11 protein-coding genes are annotated in these 23001 nt (G+C 70.5%); 3 read left to right on the forward strand and 8 right to left on the reverse strand.

The window, feature by feature from the left end:
- On the reverse strand, positions 1-7859 hold a 7859-nt coding region (locus P2Q00_RS47925), incomplete at its 3' end, for a type I polyketide synthase (RefSeq protein ID WP_439145910.1).
- 300 nt (positions 7860-8159) lie between these two features.
- Here P2Q00_RS47925 and P2Q00_RS47930 point away from each other — a divergent pair.
- Positions 8160-9281 (forward strand): nucleotide disphospho-sugar-binding domain-containing protein, encoded by a 1122-nt coding sequence (locus P2Q00_RS47930; protein WP_275781248.1) that lies wholly within the window; start codon positions 8160-8162, stop codon positions 9279-9281.
- An 82-nt stretch (positions 9282-9363) separates the two neighbouring features.
- Here P2Q00_RS47930 and P2Q00_RS47935 read toward each other — a convergent pair whose 3' ends face one another.
- The 3 genes from P2Q00_RS47935 to P2Q00_RS47945 are packed head-to-tail and all read right to left on the reverse strand — an operon-like array spanning position 9364 to position 12015.
- Positions 9364-10932: a PH domain-containing protein gene (locus P2Q00_RS47935; RefSeq protein ID WP_275781249.1), complete on the reverse strand. Its 1569-nt coding sequence runs from the start codon at positions 10930-10932 to the stop codon at positions 9364-9366.
- The gene (locus P2Q00_RS47940) at positions 10929-11420 is read right to left on the reverse strand and encodes a PH domain-containing protein (RefSeq protein ID WP_275781251.1); all 492 of its coding nucleotides are present in this window, start codon (positions 11418-11420) and stop codon (positions 10929-10931) included. The genes P2Q00_RS47935 and P2Q00_RS47940 overlap by 4 nt, the downstream gene beginning before the upstream one ends.
- 37 nt (positions 11421-11457) lie before the next feature.
- On the reverse strand, positions 11458-12015 hold the full coding sequence (locus P2Q00_RS47945; RefSeq protein WP_275781252.1) for a hypothetical protein: 558 nt from the start codon (positions 12013-12015) through the stop codon (positions 11458-11460).
- A 155-nt stretch (positions 12016-12170) separates the two neighbouring features.
- On the opposite strand from P2Q00_RS47945, the gene P2Q00_RS47950 reads away from it, so the two are divergent.
- Positions 12171-13415: a sensor histidine kinase gene (locus P2Q00_RS47950; protein WP_275781253.1), complete on the forward strand. Its 1245-nt coding sequence runs from the start codon at positions 12171-12173 to the stop codon at positions 13413-13415.
- Between the two features lie 19 nt (positions 13416-13434).
- Positions 13435-14082, forward strand: coding sequence for a response regulator (locus tag P2Q00_RS47955; RefSeq protein WP_275781336.1), 648 nt, complete (start codon positions 13435-13437; stop codon positions 14080-14082).
- 48 nt (positions 14083-14130) lie between these two features.
- Here the strand turns inward: P2Q00_RS47955 and P2Q00_RS47960 are convergent, their stop codons facing one another.
- From P2Q00_RS47960 to P2Q00_RS47975, 4 genes are all read right to left on the reverse strand, one after another.
- Positions 14131-16917: a helix-turn-helix transcriptional regulator gene (locus P2Q00_RS47960; protein WP_275781254.1), complete on the reverse strand. Its 2787-nt coding sequence runs from the start codon at positions 16915-16917 to the stop codon at positions 14131-14133.
- 169 nt (positions 16918-17086) lie between these two features.
- On the reverse strand, positions 17087-17875 hold the full coding sequence (locus P2Q00_RS47965; protein WP_275781255.1) for a thioesterase II family protein: 789 nt from the start codon (positions 17873-17875) through the stop codon (positions 17087-17089).
- Between the two features lie 249 nt (positions 17876-18124).
- Complete coding sequence (locus tag P2Q00_RS47970) at positions 18125-21112, reverse strand: non-ribosomal peptide synthetase (RefSeq protein ID WP_275781257.1); 2988 nt, start codon at positions 21110-21112, stop codon at positions 18125-18127.
- A 314-nt stretch (positions 21113-21426) separates the two neighbouring features.
- The gene (locus tag P2Q00_RS47975) at positions 21427-22926 is read right to left on the reverse strand and encodes an IucA/IucC family protein (protein WP_275781337.1); all 1500 of its coding nucleotides are present in this window, start codon (positions 22924-22926) and stop codon (positions 21427-21429) included.
- Positions 22927-23001 lie beyond the last annotated feature (75 nt).

A 23001-nucleotide genomic window follows, 5' to 3' on the forward strand; every position in this document is an offset into this window, starting at 1 on the left:
AGCACCACATGATCCGCAAGCCACCCCTGCACACCCGCAGACAACACACCCGTGAACAAAAACCCATCACTGTCCGCCAACGCCACCGCAGCACCCAACAACGGATGACCCGCAACACCCAGACCGACGGCCTCGAGATCGCCGCCGACGAGTGCTTCCGGTCCGGGCCAGTAACGCTCGCCCTGGAAGGGATAGGTGGGCAGCTCCACCCGACGAGCGCGAGTCCCGGCGAAGAACGCCTCCCATTCGACGTCCACGCCCGCCACGTATGCCTGGGCCAGCGCCGCGACGAGTGTCCCTGCCTCGTCGCGACCGCGACGCATCAACGGAGCGCAGACCGGCGCGCCACCCGAGACACACTCCTGCGCCATGGCGGACAGGACACCGTCGGGCCCGAGCTCCACGAAGGTCGTGACACCCTCGCCCTCCAACACCCGCACACCATCCAGGAACCGCACAGCCTCCCGCACATGCCGCACCCAGAAACCGGCGTCGGTAATCTCCTCCGCAGCCGCGAGAGCACCGGTCAGGTTGGAAACCACCGGGATCCGCGGAGCCTCGTACGACAGACCCTCGACAACCTCGCGGAACGCCTCCAGCATCCCGTCCATGTGCGGCGAGTGGAACGCATGACTGACCGTCAGACGCTTCGACTTACGGCCCTGCCCCTCGAAACGGGCCGCAATCTCCAGTACGACGTCCTCGTCACCGGAAACCACCACCGAGGTCGGGCCGTTGACCGCCGCGATGCTCACGACGTCCGTCAGATACGGCGCCACCTCGTCCTCGGCCGCCTGCACCGCCACCATCGCCCCACCGGACGGCAGCTCCTGCATCAACCGGCCACGCGCAGCCACCAGCGTGCACGCATCCTCCAGCGACAGCACACCCGCACAATGCACGGCCGCGATCTCACCAATGGAGTGGCCGGAGACGAAGTCCGGCCGCACACCCCACGACTCAAGCAGCCGGAACAGCGCCACCTCGACCGCAAACAACGCAGGCTGCGTATACGCCGTCTGGTCAATCAGCTCCGCATCGCCCCCGAACAGCACATCGAGAAGCGGCACCCCGAGGTGACGGTCAAGATGGGCGCACACCGCGTCCAGCGCATCCGCGAACACCGGATAGGCGTCGTACAGCTCCCGGCCCATCCCCAGCCGCTGACTGCCCTGACCGGTGAACAGGAACGCCACCCCACCCGGCCGCGGCACACCAGCCACAACCCCGGCAGCACCCCCCTCACCAGCCACCGCATCCAGACCCGCCAGCAACCCCTCACGATCACCCGCGACCACAACCACCCGCTGCTCCAACCCGGCACGACCCGTCGCCAGGGAATAGGCGAGGTCGGTGCCACGAAGCGTGGCGTTCTCATGGGCGAGGGCATGCAGCCGGCCGGCCTGGGCGCGGAGGGCGCCGGTGTCCTTGGCCGACAGCACGTAGGGCAGTACCGGAAGGTGGTGAGTGCCGTCCGGGACCGCCTCGGTCTCCGGCTCGGGAGCCTGCTCGATGATGGTGTGGGCGTTCGTGCCGCTCAGGCCGAACGAGGAGACACCTGCCCGGCGCGGGCGATCGGTCTCCGGCCACTGACGGGCCTCGGTCAGCAGCTCGACCGCGCCCGCCGCCCAGTCGACATGCGGGGTCGGCTCATCGACATGCAGGGTCTGCGGCAGCACACCGTGCCGCATCGCCAGCACCATCTTGATGATGCCCGCGACACCGGCCGCGGCCTGCGTGTGACCGATGTTCGACTTGATCGAGCCCAGCCACAACGGCCGGTCCTCGCCGCGCTCCTGACCGTAGGTCGCCAGCAACGCCTGCGCCTCGATCGGATCACCCAGCGTCGTACCCGTACCGTGCGCCTCCACCGCATCCACATCGGCGGCCGACAGCCCGGCACTCGCCAGCGCCTGACGGATCACCCGCTGCTGCGACGGACCATTCGGCGCCGTCAGACCATTGCTCGCACCATCCTGGTTGATGGCCGTACCGCGGACCACGGCCAGCACGGGGTGGCCGTTCCTACGGGCGTCGGACAGCCGCTCCACCAGGAGCATGCCCACACCCTCGCCCCAGCCGGTGCCGTCCGCACCCGCCGCGAACGCCTTCACCCGGCCGTCGGCCGCAAGACCACGCTGCAGGCTGAAGTCCACGAACGCATCGGGGGTGGACATGACGGTGACACCGCCGGCCAGCGCCAGCGTGCACTCGCCGCTGCGCAGCGCCTGCACCGCCAGGTGCAGGGCGACGAGCGAGGAGGAGCAGGCGGTGTCGACGGTCACCGCGGGGCCTTCGAGCCCGAAGACATAGGAGATCCGTCCGGAGACCACGCTCGCCGCGTTACCGGTGCCGAGGTGACCCTCGATGCCCTTGGGCGGGGCGGCGATCAGGGACGCGTAGTCCTGTCCGTTGGTGCCGACGAACACGCCGGTGCGGCTGCCGCGCACCGTGGTGGGGTCGATCCCGGCGCGTTCGCAGACCTCCCAGGAGGTCTCCAGCAGCAGCCGCTGCTGCGGGTCCATCGCCAGCGCTTCACGCGGGCTGATGCCGAAGAAGGCTGCGTCGAACCGGTCGGCGTCGTCGAGGAAGCCGCCCGCACGGGTGTAGGAGGTGCCCTGCCGTTCGGGGTCGGGGTCGGCGAGGCGTTCCAGGTTCCAGCCGCGGTCGGTCGGGAAGCCGGAGATGGCGTCGCGGCCGTCGGTCACGAGGTGCCAGAGGTCCTCCGGTGACCTGACACCGCCGGGGAAGCGGCAGCTCATCGCGACGATCGCGATCGGGTCGTCGGTGTCCGTGGCGACGGCGGTCGGGGCCGGGGTGCCCACCGCGGCCTCCTGCCCGAGGAGTTCGTCGCGCAGGTGGGCGGCGAGTGCGGAGGCCGTGGGGTAGTCGTAGACCAGGGTGGTCGGCAGGCTCAGCCCAGTAACGACGCCCAGACGGTTGCGCAGCTCCACAGCGGTGAGGGAGTCGAAGCCCAGCTCCCGGAACGCACGGTCGCCCAGGACGGCATCCGCACCACTGTGCCCGAGCACGGCCGCGACCTGGGCACGCACCAGCTCCAGCAGTTCGCGGTGCTGCTCCGGCCCGGTGAGGCCCATCAGCCGCTCGGTGACGGTGGTGGCCTCGTTGGCGTCGGTGACGACGCGGGGGTTGCCCGAGGTCTGCGAGGTCTTTCGCGCCTCGGTCAGTTCGTCGAGGAGTGTGCTGGGGCGTACGGCGGTGAAGCCGGACGCGAATCGCTCCCAGTCCAGATCCACCACACACAGCGCCGGATCACCCAGCTCGCCCAGACCGACAGCCTGCTCCAACGCCCGCATCGCCAACCGCGGATCCATCGGCGGCATACCCTCACGCCGCAACCGCCGCTCCAGAACCCCCTCCGCCACCATCCCGCCATCAGCCCACGGCCCCCACGCCACCGACACCGCCGGCAGCCCCAAACCACACCGCTCCCCCGCCAACGCATCCAAGAACGCGTTCGCAGCAGCGTAATTGGCCTGCCCCGCAGCACCCAGCACACCGGCCACAGACGAGAACAGCACAAACGCCGACAGATCCAGATCACGCGTCAGCTCATGCAGATGACGCGCCGAGTCGGCCTTGGCCCGCCACACGCGCTCGAACCGCTCCGGGGTCAGCGCATCCAGCACACCATCGTCAAGCACACCCGCGGTGTGGAACACCGCCGTCAGCCCGGCACGCAGCGGCTCCAGCAGCCCGGCCAGCGCCTCACGGTCCGCCACATCACACGCGGCGATCGTCACCCGCGCGCCCGCCGCAACGAGCTCCGCCTCCAGCTCGGCCGCACCCGGCGCCTGCACACCCCGCCGACTGGTCAGCACCACATGCTCAGCACCACCCGCCACCAGCCACCGCGCCACCCGGGCACCCAACGCACCCGTACCACCCGTCACCAGCACCGTGCCACCCGGCATCCACCCCCCACCCGGCACCACACCCGACGACGAGGACACCCGAACCAGCCGACGCGCAAAGACCCCGGACGCCCGCACCGCGACCTGATCCTCACCGCCCACACCGGCCAGCACATCCGCAAACCGACCCCACGCACGCTCATCCACCACACCCCGCGGCAGATCCACCAGACCGCCCCAACGCCCCGGCACCTCCAACGCCGCCACCCGGCCCAGACCCCACACACCGGCCTGCACCGCACTGCCCAACCGGTCCGAACGACCCGTCGACACAGCACCCCGCGTCACACACCACAACCGGGCATCAATGCCCGCATCACCCAACGCCTGCACCAACACCGCAGACACCGACACACCAGCCGACTCGTCCAACGCCAGCAACGACAGCACACCCGAGACACCCGAGACACCCGCACCCGAAGACACAGCTGACCGCAGCACCTCGGCTACCTCATGCCGCCCCAGCCCCGCCGGCAACGTCACGGTGCACACATCCACACCCCGCGCCGACAACGCCCCGGCAACCGCCCCGGACAGACCAGCGTCCACGCCCCCGGCCGGAACAACCACCAGCCACGTACCGGACACGACACCAGCCGCACGCCCGGACACCGGCCTCCACACCACCCGGTAACGCCAGCCATCCACCACCGACCGCTCACGCACCTGCCGACGCCACGCCGACAACGCCGGCACAACCTCACTCAACGGCTGCTCAGCACCAACCTCCAACTCGGAAGCCAGCGACCCCACATCCCCCTGCTCCACCGCCTCCCAAAAACGCGCATCCACCGAACCCGCATCACCCGCAACCACCGAACCCGCAACAGGAACAGCCGGAACCTCCAGCCAGAACCGCTCCCGCTGGAACGCATACGTCGGCAACTCCACCCGGCGCGCACCCGTCCCCGCGAAATACGCCCCCCAGTTCACGCCAAAGCCCCTGACCTGAGCCCGGGCAACAGCCGAAACAACCGCTTCCACCTCAGGACGGCTCGCGCGCAGCACAGGCGCGAACACATACCCGTCCCCCGTCACACAGTCCTGTGCCATCGCCGACAGCACACCGTCCGGACCCAGCTCGACAAACGTCGTGACGCCCTCGGCCTCCAGCACCCGCACACCGTCCAGGAACCGCACAGCCTCCCGCACATGCCGCACCCAGAACTCCGGCGAACAGACCTCCTCGACACCCGCCACAGAACCGGTGAGGTTCGAGACGAGCGGAATGCGGGGTGCCTGGAACTCAAGCACCTGCGCGATGCGCCGGAACTCCGCGAGCATGCCGTCCATGTGCGGGGAGTGGAAGGCGTGACTGACCGTCAGACGCTTCGTCTTACGGCCCAGCTCCTCGAAGCGGGCCGCAATCTCCAGTACGACGTCCTCGTCACCCGAGACCACCACCGACGTCGGCCCGTTGACGGCCGCGATGCTCACCACATCCGTCAGATACGGCGCCACCTCGTCCTCGGTCGCCTGCACCGCCACCATCGCCCCACCGGACGGCAGCTCCTGCATCAGCCGACCACGCGCCGCCACCAGCGTGCACGCATCCTCCAGCGACAGCACCCCCGCACAATGCGCCGCCGCGATCTCACCGATCGAATGGCCCGACACGAAGTCCGGCCGCACACCCCACGACTCCACCAGCCGGAACAGCGCCACCTCCACCGCGAACAACGCAGGCTGCGTATACGCGGTGTCGTCGATCAGCCCGGCCTCGGCCGAGCCCGGTTCGGCGAACAGCACGTCGGCCAGGGGGCGTTCGAGCTGCTCGTCCAGGTACCAGAGCGCGTCGTCCAGCGCTTCGGCGAAGACCGGGTACTCCTCGTACAGCTCCCGGCCCATCCCCAGCCGCTGGCTGCCCTGCCCTGTGAACAGGAACGCCAGTTTGCCGCCGGCGCGTGATCCCGTGATCGTGCCGGCGGACGAGGCGGACGAGTCGGCACTCGCGAGGGCGCCCAACTGCCGCAGGAGCTCCTCGCGATCACCGGCCACCAGCACCGCACGCTCGTCGAAGGCAGCACGGCCGGTGGCGAGCGAGTAACCCACGTCGACCAGGTCCACATCCTCGTCGGCCAGCAGCTGCGCACGCAGACGGCCGGCCTGATCCCGCAGCGCACCCGCGTCCTTGGCGGACAGCACCCACGGCACCACGGAGGGGACACGGACCGACGGAGTCTCGTCGCCCTCCGCCTCGGCGATCGCCGGCGGCTCTTCGATGATGGTGTGGGCGTTGGTGCCGCTCATTCCGAAGGAGGAGACGCCTGCCCGGCGCGGGCGGCCGGACTCCGGCCAGTCCTGGGCCTCGGTCAGCAGCTCCACCGCACCCGCCGACCAATCCACGTGCGGGGTCGGCTCGTCGATGTGCAGCGTGCCCGGCAGCACGCCGTGCCGCATCGCCATCACCATCTTGATCACACCGGCCACGCCGGCCGCCGCCTGCGTGTGGCCGATGTTCGACTTGATCGAGCCCAGCAGCAGCGGCGTGTCCTCGCCGCGCTCCTGGCCGTAGGTGGCCAGAAGCGCCTGCGCCTCGATCGGGTCACCCAGCCGGGTGCCCGTTCCGTGCGCCTCGACCACGTCGACGTCCGCCGTGGAGAGCCCGGCGTTGGCCAAGGCCTGGCGGATGACGCGCTGTTGAGAGGGACCGTTGGGAGCGGTCAGGCCATTGCTCGCGCCGTCCTGGTTGATGGCCGATCCGCGGACGACCGCCAGCACGGGGTGGCCGTTGCGGCGGGCGTCGGAGAGCCGCTCGACCAGGAGCATGCCGACGCCTTCGCCCCAGGCGGTGCCGTCGGCGGCCGCGGCGAAGGGCTTGCAGCGGCCGTCGGGGGCGAGGCCGCGCTGCCGGCTGAAGGCGATGAAGGAGCCGGGGTTGGCCATGACGGCCACGCCGCCGGCGAGGGCGATGGAGCACTCTCCGCTGCGCAGTGCCTGGACGGCGAGGTGCAGGGCGGCCAGGGAGGAGGAGCAGGCGGTGTCGACGGTGACGGTGGGACCCTCGAAACCGAAGGTGTAGGCGATGCGGCCGGAGGCGACGCTCGCCGCGTTGCCGGTGACCAGATAGCCCTCGATGCCTTCTTCGGCCTCGTGGAGGCGGGGGCCGTAATCCTGGTTCTCGGCGCCGACGAAGACACCTGCCGGCCGGCCGCGGAATTCGCCGGGGTCGATTCCGGCGCGTTCGAACGCCTCCCAGGAGGTTTCCAGCAGCAGTCGCTGCTGGGGGTCCATGGCGAGTGCCTCGCGCGGGGATATACCGAAGAATCCGGGGTCGAACCGGTCGGCGTCGTGCAGGAATCCGCCTTCGCGGGCATAGCTGGTGCCGGGGTTGTCGGGGTCGGGGTCGTACAGGCCGGAAATATCCCAGCCGCGCCCGACGGGGAATTCGGAAATCGCGTCGGTGCCGGAGAGCGCCAGCCGCCACAGATCCTCGGGCGAGTGCACGTTCCCGGGGTAGCGGCAGCCGATTCCCACGATGGCGACGGGCTCGTCGTCCGCGGCACCGACGGGGTGGATGCCGGCTTCGGCGGGCTGCGGGGTCAGACCGAGGATCTCGGTGCGCAGCAGGCGGGCCAGGGCGGCCGGTGTGGGGTGGTCGAACGCGAGGGTGACCGGCAGCTTCAGGCCGGTGGCCGCGGTGAGCCTGCTGTGCAGGTCGACGGCGGCGAGCGAGTCGAAGCCCAGGTCGAGGAAGGGGCGGTGGGGATCGAGGGCCTGCGGGGCGTTGTCCCGCAGGGCGGCCCGCACGAGGGTGACGACCCAGTCGGTCAGCTGCTGTTCCTGCTCGGCCTCGGACAGGCCGGTGAGCCGCTCCCGCCAGGACGGCCGGTCCTCGGTCGTCCGGTCCGGCGCGCCGTTCGGACCCAGGTCCTTCATCACGTCGCTGTGCTCGGGCGTGAAATCCTGGGATCCACTCATCAACGCGCTCCATTACCCTGACAGACAGAATCCAACGACTATTTCAGAGCCTGCCATGGGTGGGGTGCGCGAGAAACCCCTCCAAACCCCCTATGAACCCCTATCTTTGGGTGCCGGACAAGGGGTTCCGCGTCGGTACGCAATGGGAGTTCCCTGCGTTTCGCGATGATCGGCGACGAGGGTGTTCCTGAGGTATTTCCGTTGCCTTGACGGCTTCCTCGGACCCCGTCGAGAATGCGCTCGACAAGGACGAAAAGTCAAGAATACGACTGCAATTCATCAGTCAGAAGGGAGCGCGTGCTCATGCGCGTCCTGTTCGTCGCCTATCCGGCCATCGGCCATGTCTTCCCGACGGTTCCGCTTGCCTGGGCCCTGCGTGCGGCCGGTCACGAGGTGCTGGTCGCGACCGGGTGCACCGGTCTGGAAGCGGCCAACGCCGGTCTGCACGTGGCGGATGTCGCCCCGGGCCTGGACATGGAGTGCTTCTTCCAGGAGACGGTTCCGGACCTGCTGACGCGGGTGCGGAACCCGGAGGGTCCGGATCCGATCGCCGGCATCCAGCTGTTCGCCCACCTCAACGACCATCTGACCGACGCGATCGTACGCACCGCGGAGGCGTTCCGCCCCGATCTGGTGGTCTACGAGCAGATCTTCGTCTCGGCGCTGATCGCCGCCCGCAAGCTGGGTGTGCCCGCCGTGCAGCACAACTTCGGCTTCGCGCGCGGGGCGGACATCCGTGCGATGACCGTCGCCCAGCTCGGCGAGACCATGCGCCGACACGGTGTGGACGGGGTGCCCGAGCGGGTGACGACCCTGGACATCGCACCGCCGAGCATGGTGGAACCCGAGCCGGACGGCTGGTCGATGCGGCCGGTGCCGTACAACAGCGGTGCGGTGCTGCCGGACTGGGTGCTGCGGCGGCCGGAGCGGCCGCGCATCGGTGTCACTCTCGGTACGGCGTCGGTCCATGTCACGGGGCTGGGTCCGGTCCAGCGGCTGCTGGCGGCGGCCGAGCCGGTGGACGCGGAGTTCGTGCTGGCCCTCGGTGACGTCGACACCACTGCGCTCGGTGAACTGCCCGCGAATGTGCGGGTGGTGGGCTGGGTGCCGCTGACGATGCTGCTGCGCACCTGTGTCGGCGCGGTGCACCACGGCGGCTCGGGGACCACGCTGGCTGCGCTGAACGCCGGTGTGCCGCAGATCGTCCTGCCGGACGGCGCGGACCGCTTCGTCAACGCGGCCGCGGTGCACGACCGCGGCGCGGGCATCAGTGCCCAGGCCGAGGACATCGACGCGCAGTTGCTGCGGCAGCTGGTGGCGGACGACAAGATGCGAGCGGTCGCGGCGGAGGTGCGGGAGGAGATCGAGGGCATGCCCACTCCCGCGCTCGTGGTGCCGCGGCTGGAGGAACTGGCCGCCGGCTGAGTCCTGCGGAAAACGGAAGCGGAGGGGCGACGGGGGAGTCGCCCCTCCGGTTCCCGGGGGATGGGACAGTTGGTCTGTGGGGTCAGCGGCGCCGGTGGCCGCGCCGGGCGGCGGGCTGTCGCTCCAGGAAGGGCGCGAGCAGTCCGGGTACGGCCTCTTCGGCGAGGCTGAGCCCTTCCGGCACGGCCACGTCGCGCACCTTGTAGCAGTGGTCGCCTGCCTCCGTGGCGGCTCCCAGGGTGAGCAGGCCGGCGCGCCGCTGGAAGAAGGAGCGGGAGACGCTCCAGCCGATGATCGCCTCGCGCTGCAGAGCGACCGTGCGGCGCGAGAAGGTGCCGTACCGGGTCACCAGGTAGCGGTCGTTCAGGCCGTGGCCGAGGGCGCGGTAGGCGTCGAGGGCGAGCACTGCGGTGACCGGGAGGAGCAGCACCGCGCAGGCCGCGGCCACGTAGAGCAGCGGTGTCCACAGCAGCGCGCCGAGCACGGCGGGTACGGCGGTGATCAGCGCCGTGACGGTCAGCCCGCGATTGACGCGGCGGCGCAGGGCGACGCGTGGATGCGGCTGGAGACGGGTGACCTCGGTGGGTGACTCGGTCTCGCCGAGTACGTCGGCGGCGACCCGGAGTGCCTCGGCGCGCGGTGCCGGGGGTGTGAGCATCCGCCGTTTGCTGTTCTCGTCCCGGTCGCCCAGGCCGCTGGCGACGGCGTTGAGCCGGGCGCCGCCCGCCCAGCGCAGCAGCATGGTCTCGCCCAGCTCCACTCCGCGCAGCCGGCGTTCCTCGATGCTGACGGACCGGGTGACGAGCAGTCCGCGCCGCACCCGGAGGGTGCCGGGTTCCTCGCGCTCCAGACGGTATCCGTACCAGCCCTCGGTGAAGGTGGCGGTGGAGCAGATCACGCCGATGACGACGAGGATCAGCACGGTGACCAGGATTCCGAACCACAGCGGGACGGACCCGTAGCGGTGCTCGATGTCCTTGACGAAGCCGAGTTCGAGCGGGTCGATGCGCATCTCGTGCAGCGTGCGGTAGACGGTGCCGACGCCGAGCAGGACACTGCCGACGCCCCAGACGGTCAGGGGCGCGTAGCGGATCCAGGACCAGTCCAGGTCGGCAATGGTCGCGTCGTGCTCGTCGGCGACGGGTCCGCGCACCGCGTCGCGGCGGCTGAGCAGCCGTTGCCTCAGTTCGGCGCCCTGTGCCCGGCTGACGCCGTCGAGGGAGAGCCGTCGGCTGGAGGCCGAGGTCTGGTCGCCGGTGCCGATCCGGACCGAGGTGAGTCCGAACAGGCGGTGGACCGGGTTGGCGGTCAGGTCGACGCCGCGGATCCGGTCGAGCCGGACGGAGCGGTGGCTGCGGAAGAGCAGCCCCGAGCGCAGTTCGATCTTTCCGTCGGTGATGCGGTAACGGGTCGTCAGGAACCGCATCAGACCGATGCCGGTGACCACCAGGGCGGTGATGGCCAGGGAGCCGAGAGTGATCAGTGCCTGCAGGTTCAAGGTCCCGCCGGCGACCAGCAGGGTGCCGGCCCAGGACGCGACCGGCGCGGCCAGGACGCTCAGATGGACCAGGATCAGGCGGGCGTTGAGCCGCTGCCAGGAGTCGGCCGGCTCCGTGGCCACCGTGTGGTCCACCACGGTCTGCTGGGTCATGTGGCGTCTCCGGGCGCGGCCTGTGCGTACTTGGTGAGGTGGTCGACGACGTCCGTGGCGGTCCGCTGGTCGAGTCCCTTGATCTTCACCGCTCCGGCGCTGGAGGCGGTGGTCACCGTCAAGCCGGACAGTCCGAACATCTGCTGGATCGGTCCGCGGAGGATGTCGACGGTCTGGACCCGGGCGAGCGGGACCACGCGCCAGCGCTGCCACAGCCAGCCCGACGCCGCGTAGACGGCTTCTTCGGTGGTCTCCCAGCGGTGCACCCGGTAGCGCCAGGCCGGCATGACCGCCATGTAGGCCAGTCCGGGTATCAGCGTCGCCGCCAGGCACCAGCCGAACCAGGTGCGGGCCGGCGGGATGAAGAGGTAGAGCACCGCGAACACGATCGGCAGGGGCAGTGCGAAGATGGACGACTGCGTGGTCCACCAGGCGATGGCTCGGCGCTCTACGCGATTGCGCGGCGGCCGGAGCCTCACGTCATCCATGTCTTTCTGCTTCCACTCCGGGAGGGGCTGCCGGTCGTTACGCGGCGGTGTCGGCGCGCTGCTCGTACCGGCTGGGGACGGTGGTTTCGGCGCCCTCTGCGTTCAGCCTGCGGCGACGGGCCAGCAGGACTCCGGTGCGGGCCAGCACCATGGCGAGCGACATGAACACGAAGGCGTTGGCGTAGACGTCCTGCCCGCTCAGCTTGTAGTCGATGCTGAACTTGATGATGCCCGCGGGGAACCAGTGTTCCGTGCCGTAGGCGAACAGCACACGGCTGCTGGACAGGACGATCCAGAGCACAGCGTATCCGATGCCTCCGCGGGTGTAGATCTCGCCCGAGGCCTCGCGGTGGGCGGGGAGGAGGGCTCCGGCGATCAGGCCGCAGATGGCGCCGAGTCCGATACCCGCGAGCTGCAGCGAGACGTCGTTCCCGGCCGTCGGCAGCGAGTGCACGAACAGCGCGATGACGATGGCGACCGCGAGGAGCGAGCGCAGCAGGCGCATGTTGGTGACTTTCCTGCGCCCCAGGTCGGTGGCGAGAATGATGGTGAGGATCGTCGCGCTGGCGATGAGCGCAGTGAGGAACGGGCTCATGTGAGGTCTGGCCTTTCGTGGTGGCGCTCGTCTGCCTGCGCCGTTGCATCCAACGTAGGCTCGGGTGGTGTGTCGCCGGGACGACCGACCGGTTGAACCGGCTGTCCGCCGACCGGTGGACACGGCGCGGGGCCACAGGTGGTACGACTTGTGCTGTGCACACTCACACCCAGGTGAACGCGGCGGAGCGACGCGGCGGCCGACCACCCGAGGCGAGCAACAGGTGGTTCGCCCTGTGGGACGGCTACTTCGCCGTCAGCTACGCCGTGACCACCGTGCTGCTGTTCACCATCAGCGGTGACCAGACCCTCCGGGCCGTCGCGATCGGCGCCCTGACGCTGGGCGTGCCGTGGTACGCGGCGCTGGGCCGTGGCCTGATGGTGCACAACACGGGCCAGCGGACCTTCGGCCCGCGCAATGTGGTCTTCGGGGTCGGTCTGTTCCTGCTGTTCACGGTTGCCACCGCGTGCGACATCGCCGCGTCCTTCGCGTTGTTCGCCGTGGTGCCCATGCTGATGATGGCGCTGTCCACCACCCCGGCGATCGCGGTGGTGCTGCTGGCCAACCTGGTGCCGGTGACGGTGGTGTGGCTGACCGGCGGGCAGATCGGCGCGGTGCTGCCCATCTCGCTCCTGGGTATCGCGCTGTCGGTGTTGCAGGGGCAGTGGATCACCCGGGTGGTGCGGCAGAGCAGGGAACGCGCCCAGCTGATCGAGGAGTTGCGGCAGAGCCGTGAGCAGTTGGCGCAGCTGTCCCGCGAGGCGGGGGTCGCCGCGGAGCGCGAGCGGCTGGCCCGGGAGATCCACGACACGCTGGCTCAAGGACTGACCAGCATCATCTCTCTGGTGCAGGCCGCGGAGTCGGAGGTGGCCGAGTTGCCCGAACTGGCCTGCAGGCATCTGGAGCTGGCCGGGCGGGTGGCGAAGGACAGTCTGGTGGAGGCGAGGGAGTTCGTTGCCGCGCTGACGCCTCCCTCGCTGCGCGAGAGTTCGCTTGTGCAGGCGGTCCAGCGGCAGGCGGACAACCTGATGGCGCAGACCGGGCTGACGGTGCGGTGCCGGGTGGAGGGTCCGGAGGTGCCGCTGCCGATGGCGGTCGGCGTGGTCCTGCTGCGCACGGTGCAGGAGGCCTTCGCGAATGTGCGCAAGCACGCTTCGCGGGCCCGGTGCGTGGACGTGGTTCTGCGCTATGCGCCGGACACCGTGGGGCTGCTGGTCCGTGACGACGGTGAGGGTTTCGAAGTGCGCCTGGACGACAAGGGTTTCGGGTTGAGCGGCATGCGGGCACGGGTGCAGGAGATCAACGGGGAGGCAACCGTCAGAAGCCGGCCCGGCCGGGGCACGGCCATCGAGGTGACGGTCCCGTTGGCGGCTGCCGAGGAGCTCGCCGATGAGCGATGAGAAGGCGGACGGCAAGAAGATGACGAACCACACGGAGCCGGCGGCAGGGGACGGTCTGCGGGTCCTGCTCGCCGACGATCATCCGGTGGTACGGGAGGGGCTGTGCGCCATCCTGGAATCCGCGGACGGCATCACCGTCGTCGGTCAGGCCGGCTCCGGGGAGGAGGCGGTGGCGCTCGCGGCCCGGCTGGAACCCGACATCGTGCTGCTGGACCTGCGGATGGGCGACATGGACGGGGTGGCGGCCACCGGGCACATCCGACGCGGGTGCCCGCGCACCAAGGTCGTCATCGTCACCACGTACGAGAGTGACGCGGACATCCTGCGCGCGGTGGAGGCGGGTGCCGCCGGGTATCTACTCAAGGGCAGCAGCCGGGCGGAGCTGATCAACGCGGTGCTGGCCGCCGCCCGGGGTGAGACCGTGCTGACACCGTCGCTGGCGGGCAAGCTGGTACGGGCCCGGACGGTGGACGTCCCGCAGCTGTCGGAGCGCGAGTGCGAGGTGCTGCGCCTGGTCAGCCAGGGACTGACGAACGCGGAGATCGGGCGGAAGCTGTTCATCGGCGAGGCGACCGTGAAGACCCACCTGCTGCGGGCCTACCGGAAGCTGGACGTGACCGACCGGACCGCCGCCGCCATCACCGCGTTGGAGCGCGGGTTGTTGTGACGGCGGCGAGGTCCTGGAACGTGCGATGGCCGCGTGGCCGGGCGGGGGTCAGGCGATACCGGCGAGACTGCTGTCGGAGAGCTTGGACGGCAGGTCACGGCGCCGTTTTACGTTCAACTTCCGGTAGATGCGCGTCAGATGCTGCTCCACGGTGCTCACCGTGACATAGAGCTTGGTGGCGATCTCCCGGTTGGTGTGCCCGTGTGCGGCGAGGACGGCGACGCGCGACTCGGCCTCGGTGAGGGCCTCGGCCTCGCGGGACAGGTCACCGCCCTGGCCGCCGGCCGGATCGGCGTCGGCGTCGCCCGGCATCAGCTCCTGGCACAGCGGTTCCGCGCCGCAGGCCTTGGCCACGTGCCACGCCTTGCGGACCAGCAGCCGGGCCCGGTTGAAGTCACCGAGCGACCGGTAGCTGTTGCCCAGTTCGCCCAGTGCGGCGGCCAGGTGCAGTCGGTCGTCGCTGTTCTCCAGGATCTCCACGGCCTCGTTGAGCAGCTGCAGTCGGCGCTTGACCTCCACGGTGCGGGCCAGGACGAGGAGTTGGGCGCCGCGGGTACGGCTGGGGGCCGCACCGCCGCGGCGCGGCTGCCGCTCGGCCAGGGCACGGGCTCGCTCGGGCTCGCCGAGGGCCAGCCACGCCTCGGCGGCGTCGACGCGCCAGGGCACGAGTTCCGGGGCGTCGATCCCCCACTTCTCCATCAGCCTGCCGCAGGTCAGGAAGTTCTCCACGGCGGCGTGGTAGCGGCCGGTGGCCAGATGGCAGCGGCCCCGGGCGCGGATGTACTGCAGGCCCAGCAGGGTGTCGAACAGCGCTTCGGGAACGGGCTGCTCCAGCAGGGCCACGGCCTCGTCGTGCCGGCCCATGCCGACTTCCGCCTGGATCAGCGTGCTGAGCGGGAGCGCGATGCCGATGCCCCAGCTCTGCAGCGAGATCAGCGACAGGGCGGCGCGGGCGTGGTGCGCGGCACCGGGGAGGTCGCCCTGGCGCAGCGCGATGTCGCCCCGTACCGCGGACAGCAGCGCCTGCCAGCCGGGCGCGCGCCGCGTGGAGCACTCGCCGAGCAGCCGGTCGCACCAGGCCAGCGCCACATCGGTGCGGTCGGCGTAGATGAGCGCCAGGAGCGAGAAGACCAGCGGCTGCAGGGAGTTGTCGCTGATGCGGTGGCGCTGCAGCAGGCGCTGGGCTTCGGCGACAGCGTTGTCGCCGAGGGTGCCGGTCAGTGCGGCGGAGATGGCCGAGGCGGCCAGGGCGTGGGCGTCCTCGACGGTGCCGCGGCCACCGGGTGCCGGGTCCCGGTGCGGTTCGGCTTCCCGGAGAACCGGTTCCAGCGAGGGGTTGATCATCGTCAGCCAGCGGCGCGCGGACTCCAGGGCGGCCGCCTGGCGCGCGGGCAGCTGCTCGGGTCTCTGGGACAGGGCGTGCACCACGTCACTCGCCTCGCCGAGCCGTCCGGACCATCCGAGGTAGGACACCGACGTGGCGAGGTCGCCGCCGGGCAGCCGCCCCGAGACGAGTTCGGCTGTCAGCTGCGGCAGATGGGCCTCGGCGGCTGCGGGATTGAGCCGCCACACCAGACTGACGAGCCGAGCCTTGATCGACGTCTGCGTCTCGCGGTCCCGGCATGCCTGGTGGGCCAGTTCCAGACAGCGCAGCGCCACCTCGATGTCGTCGTCGATCAGCGCGTACTCGGCCGCCTCCTGCAGGACGGAGATCATGCCGGAGTCGACGTCCTGCCGACCGCACAGCAGGTGCTGGGCCACCTCCAGGGCCGAGGCGCCGTCGCGGTGCAGGAGGGCCGCGGCGCGCTGGTGCAGCGAGGCGAGGGTTTCGGGCGGCGTGACCTCCAGAACGGCGGCGCGGGCCGACGGATCGCGGAAGGTCTGGCCGTTGAGCACAGCGCACCGTACGAGGTCCTGCACACCCTGTTCCGCCTGCTGGGCCCGGATGCCGAGCACCTGGCCGAGCAGGGTGGGCGAGCCGGCGTCGCCGAGCACGGCGACACCCCGGGCGAGGGTCAGCATGTCCGGCTCGCCGCGGTGCAGACAATCCCGCACGGCCTGGGCGTACTTGTCGGCCGGTACGACGCGCTGGAAGGGTTCGTTGCGATCGGCGGCACCCTGGCAGTCCTCCAGCAACGCACGCAGCAGCAGCGGGTTGCCGCCGGTCTTGGCGTGGAACTCCGGAGCCAGCCGGGCGGCCAGCGCGGGAACGAAGTGGCCGGCGATGACGGCCGCGGTGCCCTGCGGGGACAGCATGCCGATGTGGATGCGGCTGCAGTGCGGCTGGCGCAGCAGTTCGGCGTGGAACACGAGTTGTTCCTGGCGCAGCCGGGTGGCCTCGGTGAGCACTATCAGGATGCGCGCCTGCCGTATTCGCCGGGCCAGATAGAGGAGAAATTGCGAAGATTCTTCGTCGGTGCAGTGGACATCGTCGATCGCGATGACGATCGGATGTTCGTGGGAGAGTTGCAGAAGGGCCCAGGCGGCATAGGGCATGGGCCGCATTCGGTCTCGCTGGCTCGTTTCGTGCGCCGCCTCGTCCATCAGCCGCAGCGCCTCGGCGCGGACTTCGGGAGCCACCGAGGTGTGGTCGAAAATCTTTCTCAGGATTCCAAAGGGCAAAGCGCTTTCTATGCGGGAAGCCGTCGCGTCGAGCAGTATTGCGCCCTCATCGATCGCCTGCTCAGTAAACGCTTGCATAAGTTCGGTCTTGCCACTGGCGACCGGACCGCTGAGCAGGGCGACGCGGCCCCGTCCGGTGCCGGCGCTGTGCAACTGCTCGCGCAGTGCGCTCAGGTGACTCTCTCGTTCGACCAATTTCGATGACAAGGTCATTTTTATCCCCCGGAAACCGCTTTCCGCCCGAATTGCTGGGTGGGGCGGGACGCGGCAGGTGCGTGTACTGAAGAGCCGGTGACTTCTCGGGCGGCGGAATGCGATCGGATCGGGCATCGCGAGCCTGATCACAGCCGGGGGGACCGCTGGTCAGCGAGGCCCCCCCGGGTCAGGCAATGGAAGCGCTCCCACCGGGAAGCCCGGGAAGGGAGGTGCTGAGCGCTTCCGAGACGATCTTCAGGATCTCGTCCTGGTGGTTCGCCAGGAAGAAATGACCGCCCGAGAACACATGCAGGTCGAACGCCCCGGTGGTGTGACCCCGCCATGCCTCGGCTTCCTCCAGGCTGGTCCTGGGGTCGTTGTCGCCGGTCAGCACGGTGATCGGGGCGCTCACCGTGAGCCCGGGAGCGGCGCGGTAGTTCTCGATCGCGGTGTAGTCGCTGCGGATCGCGGGCAGCACCATCCGCAGGATCTCCTCGTCGCCGAGGATCTGCGCGTCCGTTCCGCTCAGCAGCCGCATCTCCTCGACGACTCCGTCGTCGTCACGCCGGTGGACGTTCTCGTCGCGGTACCGCGAAGGGGCCCGGCGGCCCGAGGCGAACACGGCGAGAGGCACGAAGCCGAGGTCCCGTTCCAGACGCCTGGTCACCTCGAAAGCGAGCACCGCTCCCATGCTGTGCCCGAACAGCGCCACCGGGCGGTCCAGCCATGGCTTGATCTCGGCCGCGATCGCGTCCGCGTATTCACCGATGTCCTCGATCGCCGGATCCATGCGGCGGTCCTGTCGTCCCGGGTACTGCACCGAGACGACATCCACCTCGGGACTCAGCGCACGCGACATCGGGAAATAGAAGGGTGCCGACCCGCCGGCGTGCGGGAGGCAGACGAGACGCACTCCGCTGTCCGCAGCGGGATGGAAGCGACGTATCCAACGGCTGGGGTCCTGGAATTCACCCACTGCACCAAAACTCTTTCCTGAGATTGCCTGTCAGCGACGAGGCCGACCCTTTTGTGTCGGTCTCGAACACAGTCATCGCTGCCGAATCCTTTCCGGCGCTTCCTGCCGTCGCTTCGACCAATCCATGTCTAGCAGAACGCTTGATCTAGGGGGTACCCCTAGGTTTGGGGCCGCGCTCCACGGGTATCGAACGGGGCACTGCGGCAACTGGGGGTTCCATTTTCCGACCCGTATTCGGTGTAGCGTTACTCACACCCCTGTCGCCTCGATGCACGCCTGCCGGACCAGCGCGGTGACGCGTTCCAGCGTCGGTTCCCGGAGAATGTCGGGCAGCCGGGCCATGAAGGCCTCCTCGGCGGCGGTGTCGAGCAGTTCGCGGCCCACCCCGGCGAGCATCGCCAGGAGCGACAACGAGTCACCGCCCAGTCGGTGGAAGTCGCACTGCCCGTCCAGCCGGGACCGCTCAACCCCGAGCGTGCGCGCCCATGTTCCGGCCACCGCCTCCGCGAGCGGGTCGGCGAAGAAGGCCGCGCGCGGGGCGCCGTGCACTCTGCCGTCGGGCTCGCTCCCGGCCGGGTCCGGCAGGGCCCGTACGTCCACCTTGCCGCTGACCGTGTACGGCAGTTCGGGGACCACGACCAGGGCCGCGGGAACCATGTGGGCGGGCAGCCGCTCGGCCAGATGCGCCGTCAGCTCCCGCGTGCCGACCGCTCTGTTCACCAGCACGTAGCCGTACAGCGCCTTGCTGTTGTGGCCGATCGCCGCTCGCGGTACCACCACGGCCCGGTCCACCGCCGGGTGCTCCTCCAGCGCCCGCGCCACCTCGGCCGGCTCCACCCGATGACCGCGTATCTTGATCTGGTCGTCGATGCGCCCGACGAACTGCAGCTCTCCTGACGGCAGAACGCGGGCCAGGTCGCCGGTGCGGTAGACGCGAGTGCCGTCGGCCAGACGAGGGAAGCGTTCCCGGTCGAGGTCGGGCCGGCCGAGGTAACCGCGGGCCAGCTGGGCACCGCCGAGATACATCTCGCCCACCTCGCCGGGGGCGACGAACCGCCGCTCGGCGTCGAGCAGGAACACCGTGGTGTTGTCCGCGGGCAGGCCGATGGGGACGACCGTCCCCTCGGCGTCGGTCTCCTCGTCGTAGGTGTGCGCGGTGCAGCCGATGGTGGCCTCGGTCGGCCCGTACAGATTGATGATCCGGCACTTCGGCCCGAACATCTCCTGCGCCCTGGCGGCCACTTCCACGCGCAGCTGCTCACCCACCACGACCACACTGCGGTAACCGTCCGGCGCGATGTCCAGCCCGCCGATCAGGTCGAGGTGGGAGGGGGTCAGGTTCAGCGCGTTGGCCCGCGTCCCGGTCAGCAGGCGGCGCAGCGAGAGGTGTTGGGGGTCGTCCCGCATCAGCACCACCTCGCCGCCCGTCAGCAGCGGCAGGAAGACGGAGGTGCCGGAGACGTCGAAGGAGGGGGAGGTGAGCAGCGGCATGCAGGTGTCGGCGTCGATGTCGAACTCGCGGGTGGCCCAGTGCACGTAGTTGAGCAGATTGCGGTGCTCGATCTGCACCCCCTTGGGCCGGCCGGTCGATCCCGAGGTGTAGATGACGTAGGCGAGGTCGCCGGGGTGGGTCTCCGCGTCATCCGGCCGCGGGTCGTCCGCCGGGGCACCGTCCGCGGCGAGGGCGTCCAGCGGCAGCATGCGGCAGCCGGCCGGGAAGCAGTTGCGCTCCTGATGGGGGGCCTCGACCAGGCACAGGGTGCTGCCCGCGTCCGTCAGCAGCTCCGACAGCCGCCTGTCCGGGTGGCGTACGTCCAGCGGGAGATAGCAGGCCCCCGCCCTCAGGACGCCCCACAGTCCGGCGATCGACGCCACGGTGCGGCCGGCCAGCAGCCCGACCACGGTGCCGGGTCCCGCGCCCAGGCGGCGCAACTCGGCCGCGACCGCGTCGGCGCGACGGCTGAGTTCCAGGTAGCTGACCTCGCCCTCCGGGCCGCTCAGTGCGGTGCGGTGCGGGGTGCGCTCGACCTGCTCACGGAAGAGCCGTACCACCGACTCCTCGCCGGGCAGCGGCTGCCCGAGGCGGTTGCCGGCCCAACGGCGGTTCGCCCGGGGCGAGAGCGCTTCCTCGACGGTGTCCAGCAGCGCGTCGGCCCGGGCTGCGACGTCCGGGCCGTCGTACCAGCTCACGGTGATCTCCGTGCGTCCGGGAAGTTCCACGAGGCCGATCTCGGGCGGGCCGCCGGGAGTCATGCCGCCCAGCGCGTAGACCGCGGTGGCCCGGAAGCCGTCGGCGCTGAAGTCGTCGGGGTCGACGGTGCCCAGGTGCGAGACGCAGGCCCGTCCGCTGTACCGGTCCGCGTCGGCGGCGGTGCGGTCGAGGTGAGCGATGCCCTCGCGCAGCATCGGCAGCGGCAGCTCCATGATCGCCGGATCGGTTCCGCCCGCCAGGTCACGGTGGTCCGCCAGGGCGGCCAGCAGCCGGCTCTGCACCTGCTCCCAGCCGTCACCCGCCTCCACCTCCAGATCGACGGCGTGGGAGAGGGCGGCGGTGGACCGCAGGTCCGGCAGGTGACGGCGCAGATCCACCGGGATGTGGAACCGGCCCGGGCCATGGGCGGCCGCGACGGCCGCCGCCACCTTGGAAGTGGCCGCGAGATGGGTGCCGTCGACGGTGCGGCGGCGCCACAACAGACCTTCTTGTTCCCGTGGTCGGGGACCGAGCAGCGAGCGGAACGACAGGCCGCGGTCGCCGGCGCGGGGCGGCTCGCCGTCCGGGTGCAGCCGCCGCAGCAACTCCTCGATGCCGTCGTCGTCGGGCGCGCCCATCGGGTCCTCGCCGCGCAGCGCACGGAAGACATCGCGCGCCCACATCAGCAGGCCGCGGCCGTCCATCACGGCGTGGTCGGCACGGAACACCACGGTGGATGGGCTGCCTGGCACCAGCAGCACCTCGCAGGTCGCGGTCAGTTCGTCGAAGGGCGCGCGCAGCGCCGGAGCGTCGAGCCGTGCCGGGTCGAGGGAGTCGGCCTCAAGCACGCGTACGAGGGGAGCCACGCCGCTGTCCACCCAGCGGTCCTCGTGCCGGATCAGCCGGACCCCGCGATGCACGCGGGCCGCTGCGGCGACCGCCGCCGTCAGCCGCATCGGCGAGATCGTCCCGTCGCCCTCGACGAGGTGCTGCATCACCCTCAGCCCGGGCTCGATGCCGAGAAAGGCCCACTCCAGCGGAGCCACTTTTCTCACGAAAGATGCCAACTCAATCACTTCTCCCCCATTCGACGGCGCCGGCTGCGCACGGCGAAGGCGCCTCGCCGCCCAAGGCGGACGCGCGGTGTTCTCGATACCTCCACATCTAGGCCATCACCGCACCCGCGACAGCCCCTAAGGCCCGCGTTCTCCCGCACCCGCAAACCCTGCGATTCCCCTGTGGAGACCCCTCGCGCACGGACGCAGCCCGCATACGGCCCTGTGAACAGGGAGAAACAACCCATGGCTGTAATAGGCAAGTTCCCGAAGAACAAGCGGGCCCAGGGCGGCCTCGACGGCTGCTACGAGCGCGTCCGACCTGCGAGGGGGTTCGGCAGCGGCAGATAGCGGGCGTCCGCGCCGTCCGCGCCCGTCCAGCGCAGCAGCAGGTTCGTCTTGCCGGGGAGGGTCGGCGAGGTGAGCAGGGCGGCGGTCTCGGGGAGGTCGTGGCGGGAGAGTTCGCGGCGTACGGCGGGCCAGGGGTCGAGCCCGGGATGGCGTTCGGCCAGGGCACCGGCGACCTCGGTGAGGTGGTTGACGACCAGGCAGTAGACGAGCCGCTCCCAGCCGGCCGCCCGGTCCACCTCCGGCAGCAGCTTCACGCCCTCCGCGTCCCGGAACAGCGCCTGCACCGGGGTGCCGTCGGCGTCGACCGCGACCAGCGTGTTCTGCAGATGTGCTTCGAGTACGACGCCGTGGTCGGCGAAGACCGACAGGGCAGGAGGGACCACGGCCCTCAGATACGCCTCCCACCAGGCCGCCGGATCGGAGGTCCGGTCGAGCGGGCTGCCCGCGAACCCCTCCACCAGGCCCGCGGCGAGCAGCGGGGTCGCGCCGGGCAGCAGATGGCCGCGCAGTCCGTCGCGGACGAGGACGGCGAGCTCCTCGAAGGCGAAGTCGGCGGTGCGGTAGCTGCGGTCGCTGAGCCAGGCGGCCGGGCCGTCGATCGCGGCGAAGGCGGCGGCCGCAGCCCCGTCCGTCCGGCGGAGTTTCAGCAGGTCGTGGCGCCATAGCCGACGGATGTCGTTGGTGATGCGCACATCGAGGCTGAACTTCAGGAACAGGTCGCGTCCGGGGGCGTAGAGGGTGCGGATCGCGGCCGTGGGCCAGGCCTCGAAGGCGGTGGTGCCCAGCCGGACCAGGCGGCCGTCGGCGAAGGCGGGCGCGAGGTCCACCAGGTCCAGCTGCCAGGGGTGGGCAGGCAGCAGCCGGTAGCCGGGCGGGGCCTCGCCGAGGGCGTCGAGCGCGGAGGTGTCACCCTCCTCGACGACCGTGTCCTCGCGCACACCGAGCAGCACCAGCGGGAAACGGGCGTGCGCCTCCGGGGCGTACGGCAGCCAGCCGGCGATCGGGCCGCTGCCGCGCGCCTTGGGGGCGGGGTGGTACGGGTGCCCGGTGATGAGGGACTGCTCGGAGCGCTGGTACGGGTCCTCGGGCACCGTCACGCGCGCGCGTGCGGCGAGCAGCGCGGCCACCGCGTCGCGGCTGTCGATCATCTCGGCGGGGAGTTCGTGGTTGGAGAGGCCCGTGTGGCGGCGCAGTTCCTCGGCGACGAGCTTGACGAGTTCGGTGTGGCCGATGTGGTGCCAGTGACCCGCCGCGTACACCTCGGGCCCGGTGGGCCGCCGTTCGCCGCGGACGCGCAGCAGACGGTCCACGCCGGGCAGCCGGTACGTCCGGTGTGCGCCGGACCGCGCGACGGGCTCCGCGACCTCGCGCAGCAGACAGTTGAGGAGCGGTGCGGCCGCGTATGCGTCGGCGTCGTCACCGGCTGGCGGGGGGATGAGATCCACGCGGTCCACTCGTTCCCTGGAGTCCGTTCGGGCGGAGACGATCAGTATGTATGCCGTCACCCCGGTTCGTGACGCCCTACTCGT

Origin of the sequence: Streptomyces coacervatus (assembly GCF_029223485.1) — a bacterium.
Lineage (GTDB): Bacteria > Actinomycetota > Actinomycetes > Streptomycetales > Streptomycetaceae > Streptomyces > Streptomyces coacervatus.